Source organism: Ketogulonicigenium vulgare WSH-001 (assembly GCF_000223375.1).
GTDB classification, from domain to species: domain Bacteria; phylum Pseudomonadota; class Alphaproteobacteria; order Rhodobacterales; family Rhodobacteraceae; genus Ketogulonicigenium; species Ketogulonicigenium vulgare.
In genome coordinates this window covers 2344059-2365728 of record NC_017384.1, presented here as the reverse complement: position 1 = coordinate 2365728, position 21670 = coordinate 2344059, and the positions used below count along the sequence as shown (strand labels likewise).

General features: G+C 61.7%; 23 protein-coding genes and 1 pseudogene. 17 read left to right on the top strand and 7 right to left on the bottom strand.

Annotated features, from left to right (window positions below):
* Nucleotides 1-57 precede the first annotated feature (57 nt).
* Together hrcA and KVU_RS11790 are read left to right on the top strand one after the other, a co-directional pair.
* Complete coding sequence (hrcA, locus tag KVU_RS11795) at nt 58-1125, top strand: heat-inducible transcriptional repressor HrcA (protein WP_013385467.1); 1068 nt, start codon at nt 58-60, stop codon at nt 1123-1125.
* Between the two features lie 9 nt (nt 1126-1134).
* Nucleotides 1135-1686 carry a nucleotide exchange factor GrpE gene (locus tag KVU_RS11790; protein ID WP_013385466.1) on the top strand — a complete coding sequence of 184 codons (552 nt, stop codon included), beginning with the start codon at nt 1135-1137 and terminating at the stop codon, nt 1684-1686.
* A 28-nt stretch (nt 1687-1714) separates the two neighbouring features.
* On the opposite strand, the pseudogene mutS reads toward KVU_RS11790, so the two are convergent.
* Nucleotides 1715-4352 (bottom strand): annotated as a pseudogene (gene mutS, locus KVU_RS11785) (DNA mismatch repair protein MutS).
* Nucleotides 4353-4484: 132 nt separating this feature from the next.
* Here mutS and KVU_RS11780 point away from each other — a divergent pair.
* From KVU_RS11780 to KVU_RS16140, 4 genes are all read left to right on the top strand, one after another.
* The gene (locus tag KVU_RS11780; RefSeq protein WP_013385464.1) at nt 4485-5351 is read left to right on the top strand and encodes a ribokinase; all 867 of its coding nucleotides are present in this window, start codon (nt 4485-4487) and stop codon (nt 5349-5351) included.
* A gap of 62 nt (nt 5352-5413) precedes the next feature.
* A complete protein-coding gene (locus KVU_RS11775; RefSeq protein ID WP_013385463.1) occupies nt 5414-6322 on the top strand; it encodes a D-amino acid aminotransferase in 909 nt (302 codons plus the stop codon).
* Nucleotides 6319-7047, top strand: a complete 729-nt coding sequence (locus KVU_RS11770; RefSeq protein ID WP_013385462.1) for a sulfotransferase-like domain-containing protein — start codon at nt 6319-6321, stop codon at nt 7045-7047. Before KVU_RS11775 ends, KVU_RS11770 begins: the two co-directional genes overlap by 4 nt.
* Before the next feature lie 108 nt (nt 7048-7155).
* Nucleotides 7156-7299 carry a hypothetical protein gene (locus KVU_RS16140; protein ID WP_013385461.1) on the top strand — a complete coding sequence of 48 codons (144 nt, stop codon included), beginning with the start codon at nt 7156-7158 and terminating at the stop codon, nt 7297-7299.
* 77 nt (nt 7300-7376) lie between these two features.
* Here KVU_RS16140 and KVU_RS11765 read toward each other — a convergent pair whose 3' ends face one another.
* The gene (locus KVU_RS11765; protein ID WP_013385460.1) at nt 7377-8615 is read right to left on the bottom strand and encodes an argininosuccinate synthase; all 1239 of its coding nucleotides are present in this window, start codon (nt 8613-8615) and stop codon (nt 7377-7379) included.
* A gap of 124 nt (nt 8616-8739) precedes the next feature.
* Between KVU_RS11765 and ilvA the strand changes: the two genes are divergently transcribed.
* Entirely contained in the window at nt 8740-9987 is a 1248-nt protein-coding gene (gene ilvA, locus KVU_RS11760; RefSeq protein ID WP_013385459.1) for a threonine ammonia-lyase IlvA, read from the top strand.
* An 18-nt stretch (nt 9988-10005) separates the two neighbouring features.
* Entirely contained in the window at nt 10006-10803 is a 798-nt protein-coding gene (locus KVU_RS11755; protein WP_013385458.1) for a hypothetical protein, read from the top strand.
* Here KVU_RS11755 and KVU_RS11750 read toward each other — a convergent pair whose 3' ends face one another.
* Nucleotides 10804-11235, bottom strand: a complete 432-nt coding sequence (locus tag KVU_RS11750) for an NUDIX domain-containing protein (RefSeq protein ID WP_013385457.1) — start codon at nt 11233-11235, stop codon at nt 10804-10806. It lies immediately after the preceding gene.
* A 77-nt stretch (nt 11236-11312) separates the two neighbouring features.
* Between KVU_RS11750 and hslO the strand changes: the two genes are divergently transcribed.
* The 4 genes from hslO (at nt 11313) to KVU_RS11730 (ending at nt 15304) form a co-directional block, all read left to right on the top strand.
* Entirely contained in the window at nt 11313-12296 is a 984-nt protein-coding gene (gene hslO / locus KVU_RS11745; RefSeq protein ID WP_013385456.1) for an Hsp33 family molecular chaperone HslO, read from the top strand.
* Nucleotides 12297-12360: 64 nt separating this feature from the next.
* A complete protein-coding gene (locus tag KVU_RS11740) occupies nt 12361-13482 on the top strand; it encodes a CCA tRNA nucleotidyltransferase (RefSeq protein ID WP_013385455.1) in 1122 nt (373 codons plus the stop codon).
* Between the two features lie 2 nt (nt 13483-13484).
* Nucleotides 13485-14684: a class I SAM-dependent RNA methyltransferase gene (locus KVU_RS11735; protein WP_013385454.1), complete on the top strand. Its 1200-nt coding sequence runs from the start codon at nt 13485-13487 to the stop codon at nt 14682-14684.
* Between the two features lie 191 nt (nt 14685-14875).
* Nucleotides 14876-15304, top strand: a complete 429-nt coding sequence (locus KVU_RS11730) for a L,D-transpeptidase family protein (RefSeq protein WP_013385453.1) — start codon at nt 14876-14878, stop codon at nt 15302-15304.
* 24 nt (nt 15305-15328) lie between these two features.
* Here the strand turns inward: KVU_RS11730 and dalA are convergent, their stop codons facing one another.
* Nucleotides 15329-15844, bottom strand: a complete 516-nt coding sequence (gene dalA / locus KVU_RS11725) for a divisome-associated lipoprotein DalA (RefSeq protein WP_060486290.1) — start codon at nt 15842-15844, stop codon at nt 15329-15331.
* A gap of 155 nt (nt 15845-15999) precedes the next feature.
* On the opposite strand from dalA, the gene KVU_RS11720 reads away from it, so the two are divergent.
* Nucleotides 16000-16605, top strand: a complete 606-nt coding sequence (locus KVU_RS11720) for a L,D-transpeptidase (RefSeq protein WP_013385451.1) — start codon at nt 16000-16002, stop codon at nt 16603-16605.
* Nucleotides 16606-16641: 36 nt separating this feature from the next.
* Here the strand turns inward: KVU_RS11720 and hemH are convergent, their stop codons facing one another.
* Together hemH and KVU_RS11710 are read right to left on the bottom strand one after the other, a co-directional pair.
* The gene (gene hemH / locus KVU_RS11715; protein ID WP_013385450.1) at nt 16642-17655 is read right to left on the bottom strand and encodes a ferrochelatase; all 1014 of its coding nucleotides are present in this window, start codon (nt 17653-17655) and stop codon (nt 16642-16644) included.
* A gap of 30 nt (nt 17656-17685) precedes the next feature.
* A complete protein-coding gene (locus tag KVU_RS11710; protein WP_013385449.1) occupies nt 17686-18510 on the bottom strand; it encodes a methyltransferase domain-containing protein in 825 nt (274 codons plus the stop codon).
* A gap of 30 nt (nt 18511-18540) precedes the next feature.
* On the opposite strand from KVU_RS11710, the gene KVU_RS11705 reads away from it, so the two are divergent.
* The 4 genes from KVU_RS11705 to KVU_RS11690 are packed head-to-tail and all read left to right on the top strand — an operon-like array spanning nt 18541 to nt 20852.
* Nucleotides 18541-19272 (top strand): ComF family protein, encoded by a 732-nt coding sequence (locus KVU_RS11705; protein WP_014538044.1) that lies wholly within the window; start codon nt 18541-18543, stop codon nt 19270-19272.
* 30 nt (nt 19273-19302) lie between these two features.
* Complete coding sequence (gene grxC, locus KVU_RS11700; protein WP_013385447.1) at nt 19303-19560, top strand: glutaredoxin 3; 258 nt, start codon at nt 19303-19305, stop codon at nt 19558-19560.
* 3 nt (nt 19561-19563) lie between these two features.
* Complete coding sequence (locus tag KVU_RS11695) at nt 19564-20403, top strand: carbon-nitrogen hydrolase family protein (RefSeq protein WP_193365317.1); 840 nt, start codon at nt 19564-19566, stop codon at nt 20401-20403.
* The gene (locus tag KVU_RS11690) at nt 20400-20852 is read left to right on the top strand and encodes a MarR family winged helix-turn-helix transcriptional regulator (protein WP_013385445.1); all 453 of its coding nucleotides are present in this window, start codon (nt 20400-20402) and stop codon (nt 20850-20852) included. The genes KVU_RS11695 and KVU_RS11690 overlap by 4 nt, the downstream gene beginning before the upstream one ends.
* On the opposite strand, the gene ubiG is transcribed toward KVU_RS11690, so the two are convergent.
* Nucleotides 20849-21592: a bifunctional 2-polyprenyl-6-hydroxyphenol methylase/3-demethylubiquinol 3-O-methyltransferase UbiG gene (gene ubiG, locus KVU_RS11685; protein WP_014538043.1), complete on the bottom strand. Its 744-nt coding sequence runs from the start codon at nt 21590-21592 to the stop codon at nt 20849-20851. The genes KVU_RS11690 and ubiG overlap by 4 nt on opposite strands.
* Between the last annotated feature and the right edge of the window lie 78 nt (nt 21593-21670).

Sequence of the window (21670 nt, the reverse complement as noted above, 5' to 3'; positions counted from 1 at the left end):
GCTTTGCCTGATTGAGTTTTCCCCCCGCTTTTCCCATATTACGGTGAGAGGCCAAAGATGTCTGATAAAACGCTACCTTTAGACGAAATGAACGCCCGCTCGCGCGAGGTGTTTCGACGCGTTGTTGAAAGCTATCTTGATACCGGCGCGCCGGTGGGGTCGCGCACGCTGACGCGCAATATGACGGAAAAGGTCAGCGCCGCGACCGTGCGCAATGTGATGCAGGATCTGGAATATATGGGTCTGCTGGGTTCGCCCCATATCAGCGCGGGCCGTGTGCCGACGCAGGCGGGTCTGCGGATGTTCGTTGACGGGCTGATGGAGGTGTCCGACCTGTCGGGTGATGACCGGCAAAAGCTGGATGCGACGCTTTCGGGCGAAGGTGATGTGGCATCGGCGCTGGATCGCGTGTCCTCGGCGCTCTCGGGTGTGACGCGCGGGGCCAGCGTTGTGCTAACGCCCAAAACCGACAGCGCGCCGATACGGCAGATCGAGTTTGTCTCACTCTCGCCCGACCGCGCGCTGGTGGTGCTGGTGTTTGCGGATGGCCATGTTGAAAACCGCTTGTTCACGCCGCCAGCGGGTCTGACCCCCTCTGCCATGCGCGAGGCCGCGAATATGCTGAGCGCGATTGCAGGCGGCCGGACGCTGAGCGATCTATCGGTGGTGGTTGCGGCTGAAATCGATGCGCGCCGGCAAGAGATTGACAGCCTGGCAAGCGCGCTGGTGCAGGCGGGTGTGGCCGCCTGGGTGCAGGAAAAGGGCGAAAAGACCGGCCGTTTGATCGTACGCGGCACGGGGAATCTGTTGGCCGATACGGATGCGGGCGAGGATCTGAACCGTATCCGCAACCTGTTTGATGATCTGGAACGCCAAAGTGATATCGCCGAATTCCTCGATTTGGCCCGTTCTGGCGATGGTGTGCGCATTTTCATAGGGTCAGAGAACAAGCTTTTCTCTTTGACGGGTTCCTCTTTGGTGCTGTCTCCCTATATGAACGCTGACCGTAAGATCGTTGGCGCCATCGGCGTCATCGGACCGACACGACTGAATTACGGTCGGATTATTCCGATCGTGGACTATACCGCGCAACTAGTTGGCAAGCTGATTGCCGAGCGTAGCTGAGGAAGAAAGATGCAGGACGACAACAAGGATCTCCAGTCGCTGGACGAAATGCTGGAAGAGGCCGAGGCTGAAGAACTGGAAGCCGAGGATCTGGCCGCCACGCTGGAAGCCACCCTTGCCGAGCGGGACGAGCTGAAAGACCGCTTGCTGCGCGCTTTTGCCGATAGCGAGAATATGCGCAAGCGCGCCGACCGCGACCGCCGCGAGGCCGAGAATTATGGCGGCTCGAAACTGGCGCGCGATATGCTGCCGGTTTACGACAACCTGACCCGCGCGCTCGAGGCAATCACCGACGAGCAGCGCGAGGCGAATGCTGCCCTCATCGAGGGGATCGACCTGACCATGCGCGAGCTGGTTGCCGTTTTCGCCCGTCATGGCATCAAACAGATTGCCCCCGCAGCCGGTGACAAGTTCGATCCGCAGCAGCATGAGGCGATGTTCGAAGCCCCCGTCCCCGGCACCAAATCCGGCGAGATTATTCAGGTGATGCAGGTCGGCTTTATGCTGCACGACCGTTTGCTGCGCGCGGCAAAGGTCGGCGTCTCGTCTACACCCGCCTAATGTGAGTGGCCCGCCCCCAAAAGGCGGGTCATTTCTTTTCCAGCAGGCCCTGCAATTCATACACCAGATCCAGCGCGGCGCGCGGGGTCAGCTCGTCCGCGCTCATGCCGCGCAGGCGATCCTCGACCGCTGATGGTTTCGCTTTTGCTGGCGGAGGTGCGGCGGGGATGGCGGCGAACAGCGGCAGATCGTCGATCAGTGCTTTTGGTTTATCGCCGGTGCGCTCGCCGGCCTCTAGCGTCTCCAGCACGGTGCGGGCGCGCGCGACGACCGATGCGGGCAGGCCCGCAAGGCGCGCCACCTGCACGCCATAACTGCGATCGGCGGTGCCCATGCGCACCTCGTGCAGGAAGATCACATCCCCCTCCCATTCGCGCACAGTGACGGTGGCATTGGCGACGCCGTCCAGCCGCTGCGCAAGTTGGGCCATCTCGTGGTAATGGGTCGCAAAGATCGCGCGGCAGCGGTTCACCTGGTTCAAATGCTCTAGCGTTGCCCAAGCAATTGATAAACCATCATAAGTTGCCGTGCCGCGCCCGATTTCATCCAGCACGACCAGCGCGCGGTCATCGGCCTGGTTCAGGATCGCAGCGGTTTCCACCATTTCGACCATAAAGGTCGACCGCCCCCGTGCGAGGTCGTCGGATGCACCGACGCGGCTGAAAATCTGGCTGACCATGCCGATATGGGCGGATTCTGCCGGAACATAGCTGCCCATCTGGGCAAGGATCGCAATCAGCGCGTTCTGGCGCAGAAAGGTCGATTTACCCGCCATGTTGGGGCCGGTCAGCAACCAGATGGAATCCTGGCTCAGATCGCAGCTATTGGCGACAAAGGGCTGCCCCGCCTTGCGCAGCGCCTGCTCAACCACCGGGTGACGGCCGCCGGTGATCGCAAAGGCGCGGCTGTCGTCCACCTGCGGGCGCACCCAATCCAGCGCCAGCGCCAAATCGGCCTGCGCGCAGGCCAGGTCGATCTGCGCCAGCGCGCGCGATAATGCGCCGATGGGGCCGGATTGATCCAGAATCGCCGCGCGGAACATATCGTAGAACCGCTTTTCCAATCCCAGCGCATGGCCGCCCGCGTTCAGGATACGGGTTTCCAGCTCGGACAGTTCCAGCGTGGTAAAGCGGATCTGGTTCGCAGTGGTCTGGCGGTGAATGAACGTCTCGTTCAAGGGCGGCGCCAGCATCTTTTCGGCATGGGTGGCGGTGGTCTCGATGAAATAGCCCAGCACGTTATTATGCTTGATCCGCAGGCTAGAGACGCCAGCGGTTTCGGCGTAGCGCGCCTGCAGGCTGGCGACAACGCCCCTGCCCTCGTCGCGCAGACGGCGGGTATCGTCCAGCTCTGCGTCATAGCCACCCGCGACAAAGCCACCATCGCGCGCCAGCAAGGGCGGCTCGGCCACAAGCCCGGCGTCCAGTAGGCCCAAAAGATCATCCAGCCCGCCAAGCGCGGCAAAGGCTTCGGCCAAACCATCGGGCAGCGCGTCGGTTGGCAGTGCTGCAATCGCGCCGGCGACCGCGATCGTATTGCGGATCGCCGCCATATCGCGCGGGCCGCCGCGTTCCAGTGCCAGACGTGACAGCGCGCGTTCAATATCATGGACGCTTTGCAACTGGTCGCGCAGCCGTTCCGCCAGCATTCGGTTTTCCAGCAGATAGCCCGTTACCTCTAGCCGCGACTGGATCGTCGGCAGATGGCGCGAGGGGGCGGCAAGGCGCCGCTCGAGCAGGCGGGCGCCCGCCGCGGGTCTGGGTGCGGTCGATGGCGTCCAGCAGCGATCCAGCGCGCCCGCCACCTTGCGCTTGCGTCAGCTCTAACGACTTGCGGGTCGTGGCGTCGATCTGCATCAGGCTGTTCAGCCCCTCGCGCACGGGCGGCCGGATCAGCGGAAGCTTTCCTTTTTGCGTAATTGCGATGTAATCGGCAATTGCACCCATGGCGGCAATCTCGGCGCGGGTAAAGCTGCCAAAGGCATCCAGCGAGGCCACATTATATAGATCGCACAGGCGTTTAGCCGCATTGGTGCTGTCAAATGACGCGCGGCCCAGTGTGGTCACCGTTGCACCGGCACTGCGCGCAATTTCATCGCTGGCACTGCCATCGGCCAGCAGCATCTCGCGCGGGGATAGACGCGCAAGTTCGGGCGCAAGACGGGCGGGCGGGCATTCCATGACCACCAGCGCGCCGGTGGAAATGTCGACCCAGGCCAGCGCCCCCTCGTCGCGCACCTCGGCATAGGCGGCAAGATAGTTGTGGCGGCGCGCCTCGAGCAGGCTGTCCTCGGTCAAGGTGCCGGGGGTGACAAGGCGCACCACGGCGCGATGCACGACGGATTTTGATCCGCGCTTTTTCGCCTCGGCGGGATCTTCCATCTGCTCGGCGACGGCGACGCGAAACCCCTTGCGGATCAGGGTCAGCAGATAGCCTTCGGCGGCATGGACAGGCACGCCGCACATCGCGATATCCTCGCCCATATGCTTGCCGCGTTTGGTCAGCGCGATATCCAACGCAGCGGCGGCGGCCAGCGCATCGTCAAAGAACATCTCATAGAAATCGCCCATGCGGTAGAACAGCAGCGCATCGGGGTTTTCCGCTTTGATGGTCAGATATTGCGCCATCATCGGGGTTGCGCCGTCAACGGCTACCACGTCGCTCATTCTTCTCTCCGCTTTGGGCTTTGGTCTTTTATGCGGGATTTTGGCCCGCGCTGCCAGCCGTAACGCGCGATCTTGCCCAGTGGCGGCCCGATCCATTAAGGATGGAGCAACGCGGGATGAGGAACGCAAAGCATGACAATCTGGAATTTGGGGTCGATCAACGTCGACAACACCTATGCGCTGCATCATATCGTAGCGCCCGGCGAGACGATCGTGGCCAGCAACCTGCTGACCGGACTGGGCGGCAAGGGCGCGAATATGTCGGTTGCGATGTCGCGCGCGGGCGGCAAGGTTGTCCATATCGGCGCGGTTGGTCGCGATCTGGATTGGCCGGTGGCACGCCTTGCCGAATATGGCGTCGATACGGGTTTTATCGCCACGGTGGACGAGGCGACGGGCCATGCGATCATCACGGTCGACCGCTCGGGCGAAAACGCGATCATCGTCTATTCGGGTGCGAATAATGCCGTCCCCCTTGAGGTGCTAAAGGCCGCGCTGGCCGAGGCGAAGATCGGTGACCGTTTTGTCATGCAGAACGAGACCAATAATCAGGCCGAGGCCGCACGTCTGGCCCGCGCGGCCGGTCTGTGGGTTGCCTATGCCGCTGCGCCCTTTAGCGCGGCTGCAGTCGAGGCTGTCCTGCCCCATATCGACTTTCTCATCCTGAACGAGGTCGAGGCCGCGCAGCTACAAGAGGCCACCGGCAAAGCGCCGCAAGATCTGGGCGTGCGCGATGTGATCGTCACTTTGGGCGGCGATGGTGCCGCCTGGTATGGCGAGGATGGCGTGCAAAAGTTTCCCGCCATCAAAGTCACCCCCGTGGATACCACCGGCGCGGGCGATACGGTCACCGGCTATATTATCGCGGGCCTCGACAATGGTTTGCTGATGCCCGAGGCGATCAATCAGGCGATGAAAGCGGGCGCGTTAATGGTCATGCGCCATGGCACAGCCGATGTGATCCCGAAACTGCCGGAAGTTCAGACTTTTTCGGTTTGAACGCTTGCGACAGGGGCTGATCCGGTGCCTGATGGGTGAAAATCCATCAGGTGAGCCGCACTATGTCCACGAACACCCATGTCTCGACCCATAAGGCCGAGGAAGACGCCCGCAACGAATCCCTGCTTTACTATGTGAACGGCCGCATCGTGCCACGCGCCGATGCCGTTGTTTCCATTTACGATTCCGGCTTCATGCTGGGTGATGGCGTGTGGGAGGGGATGCGCCTTTACGACGGCAAATGGGCCTTTATCGACGAGCATATGGAGCGTCTGTTCGAGGCCGCAAAGGCCATCGACATGGATATCGGCATGACACCGGATGAGGTGAAGCAAGCCGTCTATGACACGCAGGCGGCGAACCAGATGCAGGGCGATGTGCATTGCCGGTTGATGGTCACGCGCGGCGTCAAGACCCGTCCCTTCCAGCATCCCCGCCTGTCGCAGCAGGGCCCGACCGTCGCGATCATTATGGAGCATTCCAAGCCCTCGATCCCGCGCCCGATCCGCCTTGCGACTGTGCCGCATCTGCGCGGCCTGCCGATGACGCAGGACCCAAAGCTGAATTCGCATTCCAAACTGAACTGTATCCTTGCCTGTATCGCCGCCGAAAAGGCGGGCGCGGACGAGGCGCTGATGCTGGACGTGCACGGTTTTGTGAACACAACCAACGCCTGCAACTTTTTCATTGTGAAAAAGGGCGAGGTTTGGACCAGCACCGGCGATTACTGCATGAACGGCATCACCCGCCGCAAGGTGATCCAGGTCTGCCGCGAAAATGGCATTCCGGTGCATGAGCGGAACTTTTCGCTGGTTGACACCTATGTCGCGGATGAGGCGTTCTTGACCGGCACTTTTGGCGCGCAAACGCCTGTCGGCACGATTGATGGCCGCACCATCGGCACGGGCGAGATGGGCCCGATGACCCTGCGCCTGCGCGGTCTTTATAAAGAACTGGTAAACCGCACATGACGACCCGCATCGCCATGTGGTCGGGCCCCCGCAATCTGTCGACCGCGCTGATGTATGCTTTTGGCGCGCGCGGCGATTGCGATATCTGGGACGAGCCATTCTATGCCGCCTATCTGAAGGCGACCGGCATTGACCATCCGATGCGCGACGACATCATCGCCGCGCATGAGGATGACCCCGCCCGCGTTGCCGCCGCCTGTCGCGGCCCTGCCCCGCACGGCGCACCGGTATTTTATCAAAAGCATATGACGCTGCATATGGTGGACGGCTTTGACCGCAGCTTTATGCGCGACTGCATCAACGTGTTCCTGATCCGCCATCCGGCACGGGTCATTGCCAGCTATGCCCGCAAACGTGATCAGCCAACGTTAGATGACATCGGATTTCCGCAACAAGAACAACTGTTTGATGAGGTAACCGGCTGGCTGGGACATCGCCCGGTTGTGGTCGACAGCCACGATATCCGCGCCGATCCGGCTCGCACGCTGGCTGCGCTTTGTGCCGCAATCGGCATTCCCTATACCGACAATATGCTGCGCTGGCCCGCTGGCGGCCATGCGGATGATGGCGTTTGGGCGCCGCATTGGTACGGCGCGGTGCATGGGTCCAGCGGCTTCGAGGCGCCCGAGGGTGATCTGCCGGTCTTAAGTGGTGCGTTTCAGGCGCTCGCCGATGCGGCGCTGCCCTATTACCAGCGTCTCGCGCAGTATCGGATCACGCCTTAAATATAAGGTCGCAATGCGTCCCGCACATGGCCCCCATGCAAAACTATGGGGTGCTGTGTGCAATTGCATACCGTATATCTGCCTATGGACGGACGAAGGAGATGCACCATGACGGACGCCCCGACCCAAACAAAGCCCGCAGCAGCGATCATCGCGAAACCTGCGGCAAAAGCCCAAGATAACAAAGCCGCCTGCGATGCTGCCGAAAAGGCACTGGCGCAGATGTATGGCTATTTCTCGCGCGCGGCCTGAAACAGCCAGCTTGATGCGGATAAAAATAAAGGCCGGGGGAAACCCCGGCCTTCTGTGTTTCAACCGCTTGAAACGGCTTACTTTTTCACGCGCGCATTGCGGTTTGCAACCAGACGCAGGCGCAGGGCGTTCAGGTGGATAAAGCCTGCTGCGTCCTTTTGATCATAGGCGCCTGCATCTTCCTCGAACGTCACGTGCTTTTCGGAATACAGCGAGTAATCCGACCAACGTGCGATCGTGCGCGCAACGCCCTTGTACAGTTTCAGGCGGACGGTGCCGGTGACATATTCCTGCGTGTGGTCGATCAGCGCCTGCAGGGCCTCACGCTCGGGGCTGAACCAGAAGCCGTTATAGATCAGCTCGGCATAGCGCGGCATGATGCTGTCTTTCAGGTGACCCGCACCCGAATCCAGCGTGATTTGTTCGATGCCGCGGTGGGCTTCCAACAGGATCGTACCGCCGGGAGTCTCGTAGACACCGCGCGATTTCATACCGACGAAACGGTTTTCCACGAAATCCAGCAGGCCGATGCCGTGTTTCGCGCCCAGCTCGTTCAGCTTGGTCAGGATGCTTGCGGGGGACATCGCCTCGCCGTTGATGGCGGTGGCGTCACCCTTTTCAAAGGTGATTTCGATGATTTCGGGCGTGTTCGGCGCATCTTCCACGGCGACGATACGCTGCGCGACATAATCGGGCGCTTCCTCGGCGGGGTTTTCCAGAATTTTGCCTTCGGACGAGGTGTGCAGCAGGTTCGCATCGACCGAGAACGGCGCCTCGCCACGTTTGTCCTTTGCAATCGGAATCTGATTTTCCTCAGCAAAAGCAAGAAGTTGCGTGCGCGACATCAAATCCCATTCGCGCCAAGGTGCGATGACCTTGATCGCCGGGTCGAGGGCGGCGACGCCCAGTTCGAACCGCACTTGGTCATTGCCCTTGCCGGTCGCGCCGTGCGCAACTGCATCGGCACCGGTGGCCTGTGCAATTTCAACCAGCTTTTTCGAGATCAGCGGACGCGCGATCGAGGTGCCCAGCAGATAGAGCCCCTCATAAACCGCATTGGCGCGGAACATCGGGAAGACAAAGTCGCGCACGAATTCTTCGCGCAGGTCGACGATATGGATATTCTCTTCCTTGATGCCCAGCAGCAGCGCCTTTTGGCGCGCGGGCTCCAGCTCTTCGCCCTGACCTAGATCGGCGGTAAAGGTCACGACTTCGCAACCGTATTCGGTTTGCAGCCATTTCAGGATGATCGAAGTATCGAGACCACCGGAATAGGCGAGCACGACCTTTTTCGGTGCGGGCTTTTGTGCGGACATTGCAAGGCTCCGTCGGAGTGAAACAGTTTTGCGATGGGTCTAGGGCGTTTTTTACAAGGCCACAAGGGCGTCCGCGTGAAACCGCAACTGGACGCGCATTCGGCGGCGGTCTAATGAATGACGCATGAGCACTTTTGTCGAAAACGCCCGCGCCGCGACGCTTGCCCTGCGCGATCTCTTTCCCGAGACGCCTCTGCAGCGCAATGATTACCTGTCCCAGCGATATGAAGCCGATATTTGGCTGAAACGCGAGGATCTGACGCCCGTGCGCAGTTACAAGATTCGCGGCGCTTTTACGGCGATGCGGATGGTACTGGCGCGCGATCCGGCGCAGTCGCATTTTGTCTGTGCAAGCGCAGGCAACCACGCGCAGGGTCTGGCCTTTGCCTGCAAGCATTTTGGCGTGAAAGGCACGATCTTCATGCCGGTGACGACGCCGCAGCAAAAGATCGACAAGACGCGCGCCTTTGGCGGTGAAAACGTGCAGATCCGTTTGATCGGTGACTATTTCGATCAATCCCTGTCGGCGGCGCAAAAGTTCTGTGCCGATCAGGGCGCCTATTTCCTTGCGCCTTATGATGATCCTGATGTGATCCTAGGCCAATCGACCATCACGGTCGAGATCATGGAACAACTGGGCCGTGCGCCCGATGTGATGATCGTCCCCGTCGGCGGAGGCGGCCTGTCAGCGGGCACCACCAGCTATATGCGCGCCATCAAAGCGGATACGAGTTTCCGTTTCGTCGAGCCGACCGGTGCGGCCAGCCTGTCGGCGGCCGTCGCTGAACACGCGCCTGTCACGCTGAACAAGGTCGATGGCTTTGTCGATGGCGCAGCCGTCGCCCGCATCGGCAAGCATAATTTTGATGCGCTGGATTGGGTCAGCTCGGGCTCTGTCCTGCGCGCGCCCGAGGATCGTATCTGCGCCACGATGATCGAGGTGCTGAATATCGAAGGCATCGTGCTGGAGCCTGCAGGGGCCCTGTCGATCGATGCGCTGCAGGACATCGCCGATCAGATCCGCGGCAAGACCGTGGTTTGTGTGGTGTCTGGCGGTAATTTCGATTTCGAACGTCTGCCCGAAGTCAAAGAGCGCGCCCAGCGGTATCGCGGGCTAAAGCGCTATTTCATCCTGCGCCTACCCCAGCGCCCCGGCGCGCTGCGCGATTTCCTGATGATGCTTGGTCCCGATGATGATGTGTCGCGGTTCGAATATCTGAAAAAGAACGCACGCAACTTCGGGACGATCCTGCTGGGTCTGGAGACGACCAAGCGCGAGAATTTTGATATCCTGCTGAAACGCATGACCGAAGGCGGCTTTGGCTATCAGGACATCACCGAAAATGAAATGCTGACCAGCTTCTTGCTGTAGGGCCATGAGGGAGAAAACATGACCACGAATGCAAGCCTTGGGCGCGAGACTGTCCGTCACGGGATTTCCATGGTGCTGCGCAATTGGCGTCAGGCACTGGCGGTATCGGTCGGGCCGGCGCTGATCGGCATCGCCTGTTTGTTTGGCCTGCAATTCGCCACGGGCGTCGATGTCTTTGGCCTGATGACCTATAGTCCCGGCCCCGAAGAGGTCCCCTCGTTCGAGGAATTGCTGACGGCGTTGATCATATTCGTCGTCTTTATCTTTATCTCGGCATGGACGGCGGTGTCGTGGCACCGCTTTGTTTTGCTGGAAGAATATCCCGGACTGCTGCCCCGCATCCCGCAAAACGAATTGGCGGGCTATATGTGGAAGACGATTGTCGTCTCGGCCATGCTGGTTTTGATCCTTGTGCCTGTCAGCGCTGTGATCGGCATTATGATGATGGGACTGGTGTTCCTGCCCAGCATCATCGTCGGCACGCTGGGCGGTTTTGCCATTACGCTGGTGGTCATGTGGCTGTCGCTGCGCTTTGGCCTTGTGTTGCCAGCGGCTTCGGTCGGCGCAAAGATGGGCGTGTTTCAGGCCTGGCGGGCGACGAACCCTGTGTCGGGCCAGATCTTTGTGATCGCGGTTATTGTCACGCTGCTGAATGTGGTGCTGTCGCTGATCGTATCGGTGTTTGACGGTATCTCACCAATGCTCAGCTTTGGGCTGAATATCGGCGTTTTGTGGTTCAGCACGCTGCTGGGCCTGTGCCTGCTGACCACGCTTTACGGTGTATTGGTCGAGGGGCGGGAACTGCCCGCCCACTGATTACAGCAGGCGGCGCAGCCAAGCGCGCTCGCCGCTGTTTTCCAACATCTCCAGCGCATCGGCGATATCCATCCAAAGAGCGGTATGGCCGGGCTCGCTGGGGGCGCTGATCTGGCGCACGGGCCGCGCCACATAAAGCATACATAGCTTTTCTGCCCATAGATCATATTCCGGCATGTAGCAGAACCGACGATAGGCCCCGACGCGGCGCGGTTGGGTGATGTGCCAACCGGTTTCCTCGCGCACTTCGCGCATCAGGCCCTGCGTCGGGCTCTCGCCTTTTTCAATCCCGCCGCCGGGCAATTGAAATTCGGCATCGGGCATTTGCAGCGTTGTCAGAATGGAATTGCCGCGCAAAATGATCCCATAGGCACCCGGGCGCAGCGTGTAACGGATGTCGGCGCGGACGGATTCGCCAAAACGGGGGATCATCGCATACCTCTTTAAGATTCTGGTTTACCGCCCTATATGATCGCGGTAACGCAATCCGTCCAGTTCGAGGATTATAAATGACCCAAGGCACCCAACTCGCCTGGGACGATACGGTTTTGCCGTTCCAGCTTGACCTTGCCGATGTGCGCGGTCGAGTGGCGCGGCTCGACGGCGTCCTGCAAGACGTGCTGCGCCAGCACAATTACCCCGCCGCGATCGAAGGTCTGGTGGCCGAGGCTGTCCTGCTGACCGCGTTGATCGGCCAGACCATTGACCTGCGCTGGAAGCTGTCCATTCAGGTGCGCGGCGATGGCCCGGCCCGGATTATCGCGACCGATTATTACGGGCCCAGCGAAGACGGCCAGCCCGCGCGCATTCGCGGTTACGCCAGCTTTGACCCCGACCGTCTGGACCCCGATGCCGAGCCCTTCAGCCTGATTGGCGAAAAAGGCTATTTCGCGATCCTGATCGACCAAGGCGAAGGGACCGAGCCCTATTCGGGGATCACCTCGCTCGAGGGCGGCTCGCTTGCGGCCTGTGCCGAGGCCTATTTCCGCCAATCGGAGCAGATCCCGACGCGGTTCGCACTGTCCTATGGCCGCTCACACGAGCCGGGCCGTGGCGAGCGGTGGCGTGCGGGCGGCGTGATGCTGCAGCACATGCCCAAAGCCTCGTCTTTGCTAAAGGTCGGTGAAGGTCAGGTCGCGCCTGTCGCCCTGCCCGAAACCGATGACGGCGAAAACTGGAACCGCGCCAATGTTTTGTTGGATACGGTCGAAGAGCTCGAGCTGATCGGCCCGAACGTGACCTCGACCAGCCTGTTGACGCGCCTGTTCCACGAAGAGCAGCCCCGCGTGTTCGAAACGCAAGCGGTGCAGTTCGGCTGTTCGTGTTCCGAGGATAAGGTGCGCCAATCGCTGTCGATCTATTCGCAAAAGGATATTGCGCATATGGTCACGACCGAGGGCACCGTCACCGCAGACTGCCAGTTCTGCGGCGCGCATTATGTGCTGGACCCAAAGACCGTCGGCTTCGTCGGTGACAAGCCGCCAGGTTTCTAAAACAACTTTCTAAACCATTCCCCGCGCGGGCGCGATCTGCGCGGGGATTTTTACAGGTCTGCCGATGAAGTTAGACGCCGATTGGCTGCACCACAGCGCTTTGCAGGACATATGTGCCACGCTGACCGGCGCGGGACATCAGGCGTGGTTTGTGGGTGGCTGTGTGCGTAATGCGGTGATTGGCGGTGGCGCGACGGATGTCGATATGGCCACTGACGCAACGCCTGCGCAGGTTAAAGCCGCATTATCCGGTCTTCGCACCGTTGATACCGGCATCGATCATGGCACAATCACCGTGCTGACCGCGCAGGGCCCGGTCGAGATCACCACATTTCGCCGCGATGTCGAAACGGACGGGCGCCATGCGCGCGTCGTATTCGGCACCGACTTGGCCGAGGATGCGGCGCGACGCGATTTCACCATGAACGCACTTTACGCCGCGCCCGATGGCACGCTGGCCGATCCGGTGGGCGGCCTGCCCGATGCCCTGTCGGGCACCGTTCGTTTTATCGGCGATGCGCCGACCCGCATCCGCGAGGATTACCTGCGCATCCTGCGGTTCTTCCGCTTTCACGCGTGGTACGGCGAGGCTGGGGCGATTGATGCGGACGGTCTTGCCGCCTGCGCCGAGCTTGCCGACGGGATCGAGGGGCTCTCGCGCGAACGCGTCGGGGCCGAGATGCGCAAACTGTTGTCCGCGCCCGACCCCGCGCCCGCCATTGCGGCGATGGCGCAGTCGGGCGTGCTGCTGCGTATCCTGCCGGGCGCGGGCCTCGGCACCCTGCCCGCGCTGGTGCATATCGAGGGGCTAATGGCCCTGCCGCCCGCGCCCATGCGCCGCCTTGCCGCGATCGGCGGCGAAGATGCGGCTCGCCTGCTGCGCCTGTCGAATGCCGAGGCGCGCGTGCTGGCGCAAATGCAAAACCCGCAGCCATTGCATGAGGCGGCCTATCGGTATGGCGCGGATATCGCGCTGGATATGGCCGTGATTACCTATGCCAGCCTGTCGCAAATGCCGCCCGCTGATCTGCGCGCCCGCGCGGGTTGGGCGGCAGCGCAAAAATTTCCGCTTAAATCCAGCGACCTACCCCTGTCCGGCCCCGCATTGGGGCAGGCCCTGCGCGCGGCTGAAGCGCGCTGGATCGCATCCGATTTCTCCCTAGGCAAAGACGAACTGAAGGGTTGACCATGCCGATTATCGAGGCGCTGACACATCACGCGATGGGCCGTCTGGCCGATGGTACTTTGGTGCCGCGCACCCTGCCCGGCGAAGAGGTCGAGGTGAAGGATGACGGTTCTGCCCGGATCATCACCCCCTCGCCTCGCCGCGTGGCACCGCCTTGCCGTCATTTCAAAACCTGTGGCGGCTGCGCCATGCAACACGCGGACGATGCCTTTGTCGCGGACTGGAAGGCCGAGATTGTCGCCCGTGCCCTTGCCGGTCAGCAGTTGAGCGGCGAGATTGCGGGCACCCTTACCTCGCCCGCCCGCAGCCGTCGCCGCGCAAAATTCACCGGGCGCCGCAACAAATCCGGCGGTGTCATCGGCTTCAAGGCGCGCGGTTCGGACATGCTGGTCGAGGTGCCCGATTGCCAGTTGATCGTACCGGAAATCGCCGCGCTGATGCCCGCACTGGCCGAGGTTGCGAACCTTGCCGCCTCGCGCAAGGCGGAGGCGGGCCTTCTGGTCACGCAATCCACCGCCGGTGCCGATTTGCAGGTCGAGAGTGAACGGACGCTGACGCCCGAGCTGGTCGGCGATCTGGCCCGCATCGCGGAACGTGCGGGTTTTGCGCGAATCACCTGGGGTCAAGAGAGTGCTGTTTTGCGCGCCCCGCCTGTCCAAAACATGGGCGCGGCCCCCGTAGTGCCGCCGCCCGGATCATTTTTGCAGGCGACCGCCGAGGGGGAAAATACCCTGCTAAATAAGGTGCGCGAGGCCATAGGTGATGCGTCCCGTGTGGTCGATCTGTTTGCGGGCTGCGGCACATTCTCGCTGCCCCTTGCGAGTAAAACCGAGGTTCACGCCGTCGAAAGTGTCGCCCCCATGATCGAGGCACTGCAGCGCGGTTGGCGCGCCGCGGGCGGCTTGCGCAAGCTGACGACCGAGGTGCGCGACCTGTTTCGCAACCCGCTTTTGCCAATTGATCTCAAAGACTTTGACGCGGCGATTATCGACCCGCCCCGCGCCGGGGCCGAGGCGCAGGTGCGCCAACTGGCTGCCGCAAGCGTGCCGGTGATTGCCATGGTATCGTGCAATCCCGTGACCTTTGCCCGCGATGCGCGCATTCTGGTCGAGGCGGGTTTTCAGATGGGCCCGATCTGGGTCGTCGATCAGTTCCGCTGGTCGACCCATGTCGAGCTGGTGACCCGTTTCACAAGGGTGTGAGGGCTATCGCCGCGAATTTTGCACACTTTGCGAAACGCCCGTCCTGCGCTATGGAAAGAAAAAAACCACGGCATCAATGCCGCGCAGCGTAGACGAGCAGGACAGTGACAGAATTTACCCGACGCGCCCTTCTTGGCGGCGCCGCCCTCTTAACGGTAGCAGCATGTGCGCGGCGCCCTGACGGCCCGCCGGTGATTATACCTGACCCCAATACGCCGGTGACGCATTTGCTGGCCTATAAGGGGAACCGTAGCCTCTATCTGATGGCGAATGATACGGTCGTGCGCAGCTATAATTTCGGCCTTGGCTTTCAGCCCGTGGGGCACAAACAGTTCGAAGGCGACGGTAAAACGCCCGAGGGGATCTATACGATGGATCGCCGCAATCCGCGCAGCGCCTATCATCTGTCGGTGGGTATTTCCTATCCGAACCTTGCTGATCGCGAATATGCCAAACAGTATAATCGCAGCCCCGGCGGCGATATCTTTATCCATGGCACACCGCAGCGCTTTGTGGGCGCGGGCGACTGGACGGTCGGCTGTATGGCCGTGACCAATGCCGAGGTCGAAGAGATCTACCGCCTGGTACCGCTGGGTGCGCGCATCCACATTTTCTCGTGATATCAGCGGGTTGAATGATCGCCCTTAACGGGCGATCACCAATGTCCACCAGATTTTGCCGCCGTCTTCTTGCAGCCAGGCAAGGCCCATGCGGGTCGCGCTGCTGTCCAAAATGACATCACGGATATCGGGGTTTTCCATCCAGACCGACAGGGTTTGGATCTCGTTCTCGTAGGATTCCGAGATTGCCTCGCCCACCAGCGCGCCCGGATAGCCGACGCGGCGCAGCCGATCCAGCGGCGACGAGCCGTCCGAGCCAAAGTGCCACGGGCGGTTCTGAATCGCCATGTCGCGCGAATGGGTCGCGGCGGCCGCGTTCAGCTGCGCATCCAGTTGCAGGGGCGATGCGCCGCGCGCAGACCGCAGCGTATTGATCGATTCCAGCATACGGAACGGGATCGCGGCGGCCTGCTCGGGCCCGATGCGATAGATGGTTGGCAGCGGCAGGCCGTCAGGCCCGATGCGTGCACGCGTAGCGCCGCTGGTGCAGGCGGCGACAAAGGACAAAGCAATCGCAGACAAAAAAGCACGGCGCAGCATGGTCTTCCCCTTGGGTTGTTGTCCTCTCTTTATCTGCTTCACTGTTGCGCTTCAAACCCTCTCACCAAATTTGACACTTGTGTGAATTGCGGCAAAGGCGCGGGCACTCTATTTGCGGTATGAGCAAAGAATCCCGAAGGGGCAGGAGCAACGACATGGAAGACACGTTCAAAACAGGGCTGAGCCGCCGTCGCTTCATCGCATCAGGCGTGACATTGGGGGTGGCCGCGCTGGCGGCACCGGCGCTTGCCATGGAAAACACCACGCAGATGGAGGCGCCGATTTCGCAATCGGTGCAGCGTAACGTCTCGGCGTTCCACATGCGCGATTGGCGGCCCTATTTCACCGATCTGCGCAACGGTGCCATCTTGTGCGATCTGGAATCGCGCGCGGTGCACTTTTGGTCGCAGGACGAAAGCATCTATCGCCTGTATCCCTCGTCCGTCCCGCTGGACGAGACGCTGACCCGCCGCGGCCGCACCCAAGTCGTGGAAATGCGCGAGAACCCGACCTGGCGTCCGACCCCGTCGATGCGCGAGCGTAACCCCGAATGGCCCGCCGTGGTGCCGGGCGGCGATCCGATGAACCCGCTGGGCGTGCGCGCGCTGTATCTGTCGTGGGAATATTACCGCATTCACGGCACGCATGACACGCGCAAGATCGGTCGTCCGTCCTCGAACGGCTGTGTCGGTCTTTATAACGAGCACATCATCGAACTTTACGGCTTTGCCCGTAACGGCACCCAAGTTTACGTGCTGTAAAGTGAAAACGCCGGCCTTGGGGCCGGCGTTTTGCATTCAGATCCAACCCTTTAGGTTGTCGGTGACAAGGCGCGTCAGCAACGCGACGTGATCGGGATTGGCGTTCAGGCAGGGGATATAGGTGAAGACCTCGCCGCCGGCATGTTCAAAGCTCTCGCAGATCTCGCCGTTGATTTCTTCCAGCGTCTCGATGCAATCGGCCGAAAATGCGGGCGAGCAGATGGCGATGCTTTTTTTGCCTGCTTTGGCCAGCTCTGCGACGTGGTCGACGGTATAGGGCTTTAGCCATTCCTCGGGGCCAAACCGCGACTGAAAGGTCGTGATGATCCGATCCTCGTCCCAGCCCAGTTCCGCGCGCAAAAGGCGCGTGGTCTCAAGGCATTGGTCGCGATAGGGGTCGCCCATGCGGATATAACGCTCGGGCATGCCGTGATAGGTGCAGACCAACAGGTCGTGTTCCTTGCCCGACGCGGCAATGCCGGTGCGGATCGAATTGGCCAGCGCGGCGATATAGTCCGGCTCGTGGAAATAGGGCTGAACGGTGCGGATCGCGGGCTGTTTCAGCGTCTTTTGCGCGGCCTCGAACAGTTTGTCATTGGCGGTCGCGGTCGTTGCGGTGGAAAACTGCGGATAGAGCGGGAAGAACACGATCTTGTCGCAGCCCGCATCGACCATCTCTTGCAGCTTTGCCGGGGTCGAGGGATTGCCATAGCGCATACAGAAATCAACCACGACACGGTCGCCGAATTGCGCGTGCAGCGCGGCGCGGATGCCATCGGTTTGATCGCGGGTAATGGTGCGCAGCGGGCTTTCATCCCGCTCGTTATCCCAGATCAGCTTGTAATTGGCGCCGGTCGCATAGGGGCGGCGCGACAGGATCAGCAGTTGCAGGATCGGTTGCCACAGCCACGCAGGATAGTCGATGACCCGTTTATCCGACAGGAATTCATTCAGATAGCGGCGCACTGACCAATAATCGGTTGCGTCCGGGGTTCCTAGATTGGCGATCAATACACCGATCTTGCTGTCACCTTGGGTCACGTTCAACATCTCTATCTCTTGTCCTGATCCAATGCGGGTTCAGTCAGTTATTTTGGGCGCGCCGTCAACCGATGACGGGGCAAGGCGGGCCAGAACCTCGGAAAGGTGATGGCGGGCACTGCCGGGGCGCAGGGGTTGCGGTTGGTCGGGCGAGGGCGCCCATCCGGTTAAGAATACGATCTCAAAGGTTGATCGGATCTTTCCGTCCATGTCGGAAAAGCGATCATTCATGATCTGGGCCGTGCGCAGAAACAGGGTGCGCGGCGTCGGGCGGCGCAGGCGGGCAGCCAGCGCGTTCTGCTCGCCCATGCCGCGCAGATCGGCGGCCAGCGCGAATAGATGCGGATGTGTCACCTCCAGCGTTACGCTATCGGCCACCGGCAGAGCCAGCCCCGCACGTTGCAGCAGCGCACCAAGGTCGCGGATCTCGCCCATCGGCAGCACGCGCGGCGACAGGCCGCCGGTCAGCGCGACCTCGGCCTCGGCCAGCGCGGCGCGCAGTTGATGCAGCGTTTGGCCGCCAAACAACGGCGCGATCAGCAAGCCGTCAGGGCGCAAGGCGTGGCGGGCCTGCACCAGCAGACCGATCGGATCATTCGCCCAATGCAGCAGGCTATCCAGTACGATCAGGTCATGGGCTGCACCGGGCAGGGGCAGGTGATCGCCTTGGGGCGCCTGCGCGGGCAAATCGGGCCAGAGCGCAGGAAAATCCGTCACTACCAGCGGCGCCGTAAAGCTTCTGTTAACCAGCGCGAGCCTCTCCTGCACCTCATCGCGGATGATCTCGCGCAGGAACAGCGCGGGGGCGCGCAAAGCGCGGCGACGGTGCAGGGCAAGGGCGGTCTGATCGGTCAGTCGTTCCATAGGGTATGGTTTAGCGCGCGGGGCAGGGTGATGCAAAAGATGATCGTCGGTCGGCTGATGGATCGAATTGCGCATGTGATCTATCCGCCCGGCTGCATGGGATGCGCCGCACCGGTGGTGGGGGAAAATGCGCTGTGCGGGCCCTGCTGGGCTGCCGCGGGTTTTATCGCCGGGGCAAGTTGTACACTGTGTGCGGTGCCGCTGCCGGGGGCGGGCGATGCAGTCTGCGATGCGTGCCTGTATCACGCGCCGCCCTGGGATCGGGGGCGCGCGCTGATGGTATATGAGGGATTGGCGCGGCAGTTGATCCTGCAGTTGAAACACGCGGACCGGACGGATCTGGCACCGGCCTTGTCCAGTTGGTTGATGCGGCGCGCAGGTGATTGGTTGCCCGGCGCGGTGATCGTGCCGGTGCCGCTGCATTGGACGCGGTTGCTGCGGCGGCGCTATAATCAAGCGGCGCTGCTGGCGCAGGGGCTGTCCGCGCGGGGGGGCGCGGATGTTGCGGTCGATGCGCTGGTGCGGCTGCGGCGCACAAAGGCGCTGGAGGGGCACAGCCGCGCGGCGCGTTATCGCGCGTTGGATGGTGCGATTCACCCGCACCCCCAGCGCGGCGTGCGGATGCAGGGGCGAGATGTGGTGATCGTCGATGATGTGATGACCAGCGGCGCGACACTGGCGGCGGCAACCTTGGCCGCACGGGCGGCGGGTGCGACATCGGTTTCGGTTCTGGCACTGGCCCGCGTGGTGAAATCGCGTTAACCTATGGCGATATGCCGTCAGGAGACGCCGATGAAACCCGTTCAAATCTATACCACCCCGACCTGTGGCTATTGCGCCGCCGCCAAACGCCTGTTGACCAGCAAGGGCGTCAGCTATGCCGAGGTGGATGTCGCTGCCCATCCCGCGCGCCGCGCCGAGATGATGGAGCGCGCCGGCGGCCGCCGCACCGTGCCCCAGATTTTCATTGACGGTCAGCATGTTGGTGGCTGCGATGACCTGTATGAACTGAACGAGACGGGCAAACTTGACCCGATGTTGCAGGACTAAATGATGCGGGCCGGGCTGATCCAACTGTCGGTGGGCGATGATCCGGCCCAAAACCTTGCGCAGACGCTGCCGCTGTTGCGCGATGCTGCGGCGGACGGCGCGGGGTTCCTGCTGACGCCCGAGGTGACGAATTGCATCACCCCCTCCGCCGCCCGCCGTGCCGAGGTGCTGCGGCGCGAGGCGGACGACCCCACACTGGATGCCCTGCGCAACGAGGCGGCGCGGCTGGGCGTCTGGCTGTCGATCGGCTCGATCTCGGTAAAAACCGACGAGGCGCGCTATGCCAATCGCAGCTTTATGATTGATCCCACCGGCCGGATCGTCGCGCGCTATGACAAGATCCATATGTTCGATGTGACGGTCTCGGCCAGTGAAGTGTATCGCGAATCCGCGACTTTCCGCCCCGGTGACACGGTTGTTCTGGTCGAAACGCCCTTTGGCAAAGTCGGCGTAACGATCTGTTATGACGTGCGTTTTCCAGATCTTTACCGCAGTCTTGCGCAGGCGGGGGCCGATATCTTGCTGGTGCCTGCTGCCTTTACCCCCGCGACGGGTGCCGCGCATTGGCACACGCTGCTGCGCGCCCGCGCGATTGAAAACGGCGCCTATGTGCTGGCGGCGGCGCAAACCGGCACGCATCCCTCTACCGTGCCTGTTGATCAACCCCGGCGCACCTATGGCCATACCTTGGCCGTCTCGCCTTGGGGTGAGGTCCTCGTCGATGCGGGCGAGGCGGTCGGGTTCACCTGCGTCGATCTGGATCTGGCTGCGGTGGCCGATGCCCGTGCGCGCATCCCTGCACTGACCCATGACCGCCCCTATACGCTGGACATAAAATCATGAGCGGCGAGGGCGACGACCTTGCCATCGTGCTGTTTTCCGAAATTCTGATGCTGGAGCAGCTTGTCTCGACCGCGCTGAGCCGTGCCCTGCCGCGCGGGATGGAGCTGTCGCATTTTTCGGTGCTGAACCATCTGGCGAATACCGGAGGCGAGAAAACCCCCGCCCAGCTTGCCCGCATCTTTCACCTGACCAAAGGCGCGATGACCAATACTTTGCGCAAATTGGAATGGGCGGGTTGGGTGCATATTCGTCCCGATTGGGATGATGCACGGCGCAAACTGGTTGCGATCAGCCCGGCCGGTCGCGCCGCGCGCGACGCCGCCGTTGCCGCCATCGGCCCCCTGGTGACCGAGGCCGCCAGCGCCGTCGGCCCCGCCAAAGTGCGGGCGGCGCTGCCGGTGCTGCGGGACCTGCGCCAGAAAATGGCGCAGCTCGAGGCGGCGGATTAGTCGCGCACGGCGGCTGTGACGTAATTCACTGACAGATCGCGCGCCGACAGGCTCCAGCTCCAAGCAATTGGGTTGAACACCATGCCGGTGCGATCAATCGCGCGCAGGCGCGCCTGCGCTAGCAGATCATACAGCTCGTTCGGGGTGATGAACCGCTGCCAGTCATGCGTGCCTTTGGGCAGCCAGCCCATCACATATTCCGCGCCGACAATCGCCATGGCAAAGCTTTTGGGTGTGCGGTTCAGCGTGGAACAGATATGCAAGCCGCCCGGTTTCAGCAGGTCATAACAGGCGCGCAGAAAGCCAAGGGGATCGGCCACATGTTCGATCACTTCCATATTCAGCACGATATCGAATTGCTCGTCCGCGGCCGCCAGCGCTTCGGCGGTGCCGATGCGATAGTCGATATCCAGCCCGACCTGCGCGGCGTGAACCTTCGCCACCGGAATATTGCGCGGGGCAGCGTCAACGCCCACGACCGTCGCCCCAAGACGCGCCATCGGCTCTGACAACAACCCGCCGCCGCAGCCGATATCGAGCAGCCGCAGTCCCGCAAAGGGCAGATCATCCGACAGATCGCGCCCGAAATGTGCCGCAATCTGGGCCGTGATATAATCCAACCGGCAGGGGTTCAGCATGTGCAGCGGTTTGAATTTGCCGTTCGGATCCCACCATTCTGCGGCCATCGCCTCGAATTTTGCGACCTCAGCGGGGTCAATGGTGGTTTTGGTCTCGGACATTTGAATTTCCGCTCTGGCAACTGGGGTGCGTTACATGCATCTTTACCCTATCTACAGCGCTTGGCCAAAGGACGCCAC

Bases quoted from the DNA above. Each gene is read 5' to 3' on its own strand.
- hrcA (WP_013385467.1), top strand. From the start codon at position 58: ATGTCTGATAAAACGCTACCTTTAGACGAAATGAACGCCCGCTCGCGC.
- KVU_RS11790 (WP_013385466.1), top strand. From the start codon at position 1,135: ATGCAGGACGACAACAAGGATCTCCAGTCGCTGGACGAAATGCTGGAA.
- KVU_RS11780 (WP_013385464.1), top strand. From the start codon at position 4,485: ATGACAATCTGGAATTTGGGGTCGATCAACGTCGACAACACCTATGCG.
- KVU_RS11775 (WP_013385463.1), top strand. From the start codon at position 5,414: ATGTCCACGAACACCCATGTCTCGACCCATAAGGCCGAGGAAGACGCC.
- KVU_RS11770 (WP_013385462.1), top strand. From the start codon at position 6,319: ATGACGACCCGCATCGCCATGTGGTCGGGCCCCCGCAATCTGTCGACC.
- KVU_RS16140 (WP_013385461.1), top strand. From the start codon at position 7,156: ATGACGGACGCCCCGACCCAAACAAAGCCCGCAGCAGCGATCATCGCG.
- KVU_RS11765 (WP_013385460.1), bottom strand. From the start codon at position 8,615: ATGTCCGCACAAAAGCCCGCACCGAAAAAGGTCGTGCTCGCCTATTCC.
- ilvA (WP_013385459.1), top strand. From the start codon at position 8,740: ATGAGCACTTTTGTCGAAAACGCCCGCGCCGCGACGCTTGCCCTGCGC.
- KVU_RS11755 (WP_013385458.1), top strand. From the start codon at position 10,006: ATGACCACGAATGCAAGCCTTGGGCGCGAGACTGTCCGTCACGGGATT.
- KVU_RS11750 (WP_013385457.1), bottom strand. From the start codon at position 11,235: ATGATCCCCCGTTTTGGCGAATCCGTCCGCGCCGACATCCGTTACACG.
- hslO (WP_013385456.1), top strand. From the start codon at position 11,313: ATGACCCAAGGCACCCAACTCGCCTGGGACGATACGGTTTTGCCGTTC.
- KVU_RS11740 (WP_013385455.1), top strand. From the start codon at position 12,361: ATGAAGTTAGACGCCGATTGGCTGCACCACAGCGCTTTGCAGGACATA.
- KVU_RS11735 (WP_013385454.1), top strand. From the start codon at position 13,485: ATGCCGATTATCGAGGCGCTGACACATCACGCGATGGGCCGTCTGGCC.
- dalA (WP_060486290.1), bottom strand. From the start codon at position 15,844: ATGCTGCGCCGTGCTTTTTTGTCTGCGATTGCTTTGTCCTTTGTCGCC.
- KVU_RS11720 (WP_013385451.1), top strand. From the start codon at position 16,000: ATGGAAGACACGTTCAAAACAGGGCTGAGCCGCCGTCGCTTCATCGCA.
- hemH (WP_013385450.1), bottom strand. From the start codon at position 17,655: ATGTTGAACGTGACCCAAGGTGACAGCAAGATCGGTGTATTGATCGCC.
- KVU_RS11710 (WP_013385449.1), bottom strand. From the start codon at position 18,510: ATGGAACGACTGACCGATCAGACCGCCCTTGCCCTGCACCGTCGCCGC.
- KVU_RS11705 (WP_014538044.1), top strand. From the start codon at position 18,541: ATGCAAAAGATGATCGTCGGTCGGCTGATGGATCGAATTGCGCATGTG.
- grxC (WP_013385447.1), top strand. From the start codon at position 19,303: ATGAAACCCGTTCAAATCTATACCACCCCGACCTGTGGCTATTGCGCC.
- KVU_RS11695 (WP_193365317.1), top strand. From the start codon at position 19,564: ATGCGGGCCGGGCTGATCCAACTGTCGGTGGGCGATGATCCGGCCCAA.
- KVU_RS11690 (WP_013385445.1), top strand. From the start codon at position 20,400: ATGAGCGGCGAGGGCGACGACCTTGCCATCGTGCTGTTTTCCGAAATT.
- ubiG (WP_014538043.1), bottom strand. From the start codon at position 21,592: ATGTCCGAGACCAAAACCACCATTGACCCCGCTGAGGTCGCAAAATTC.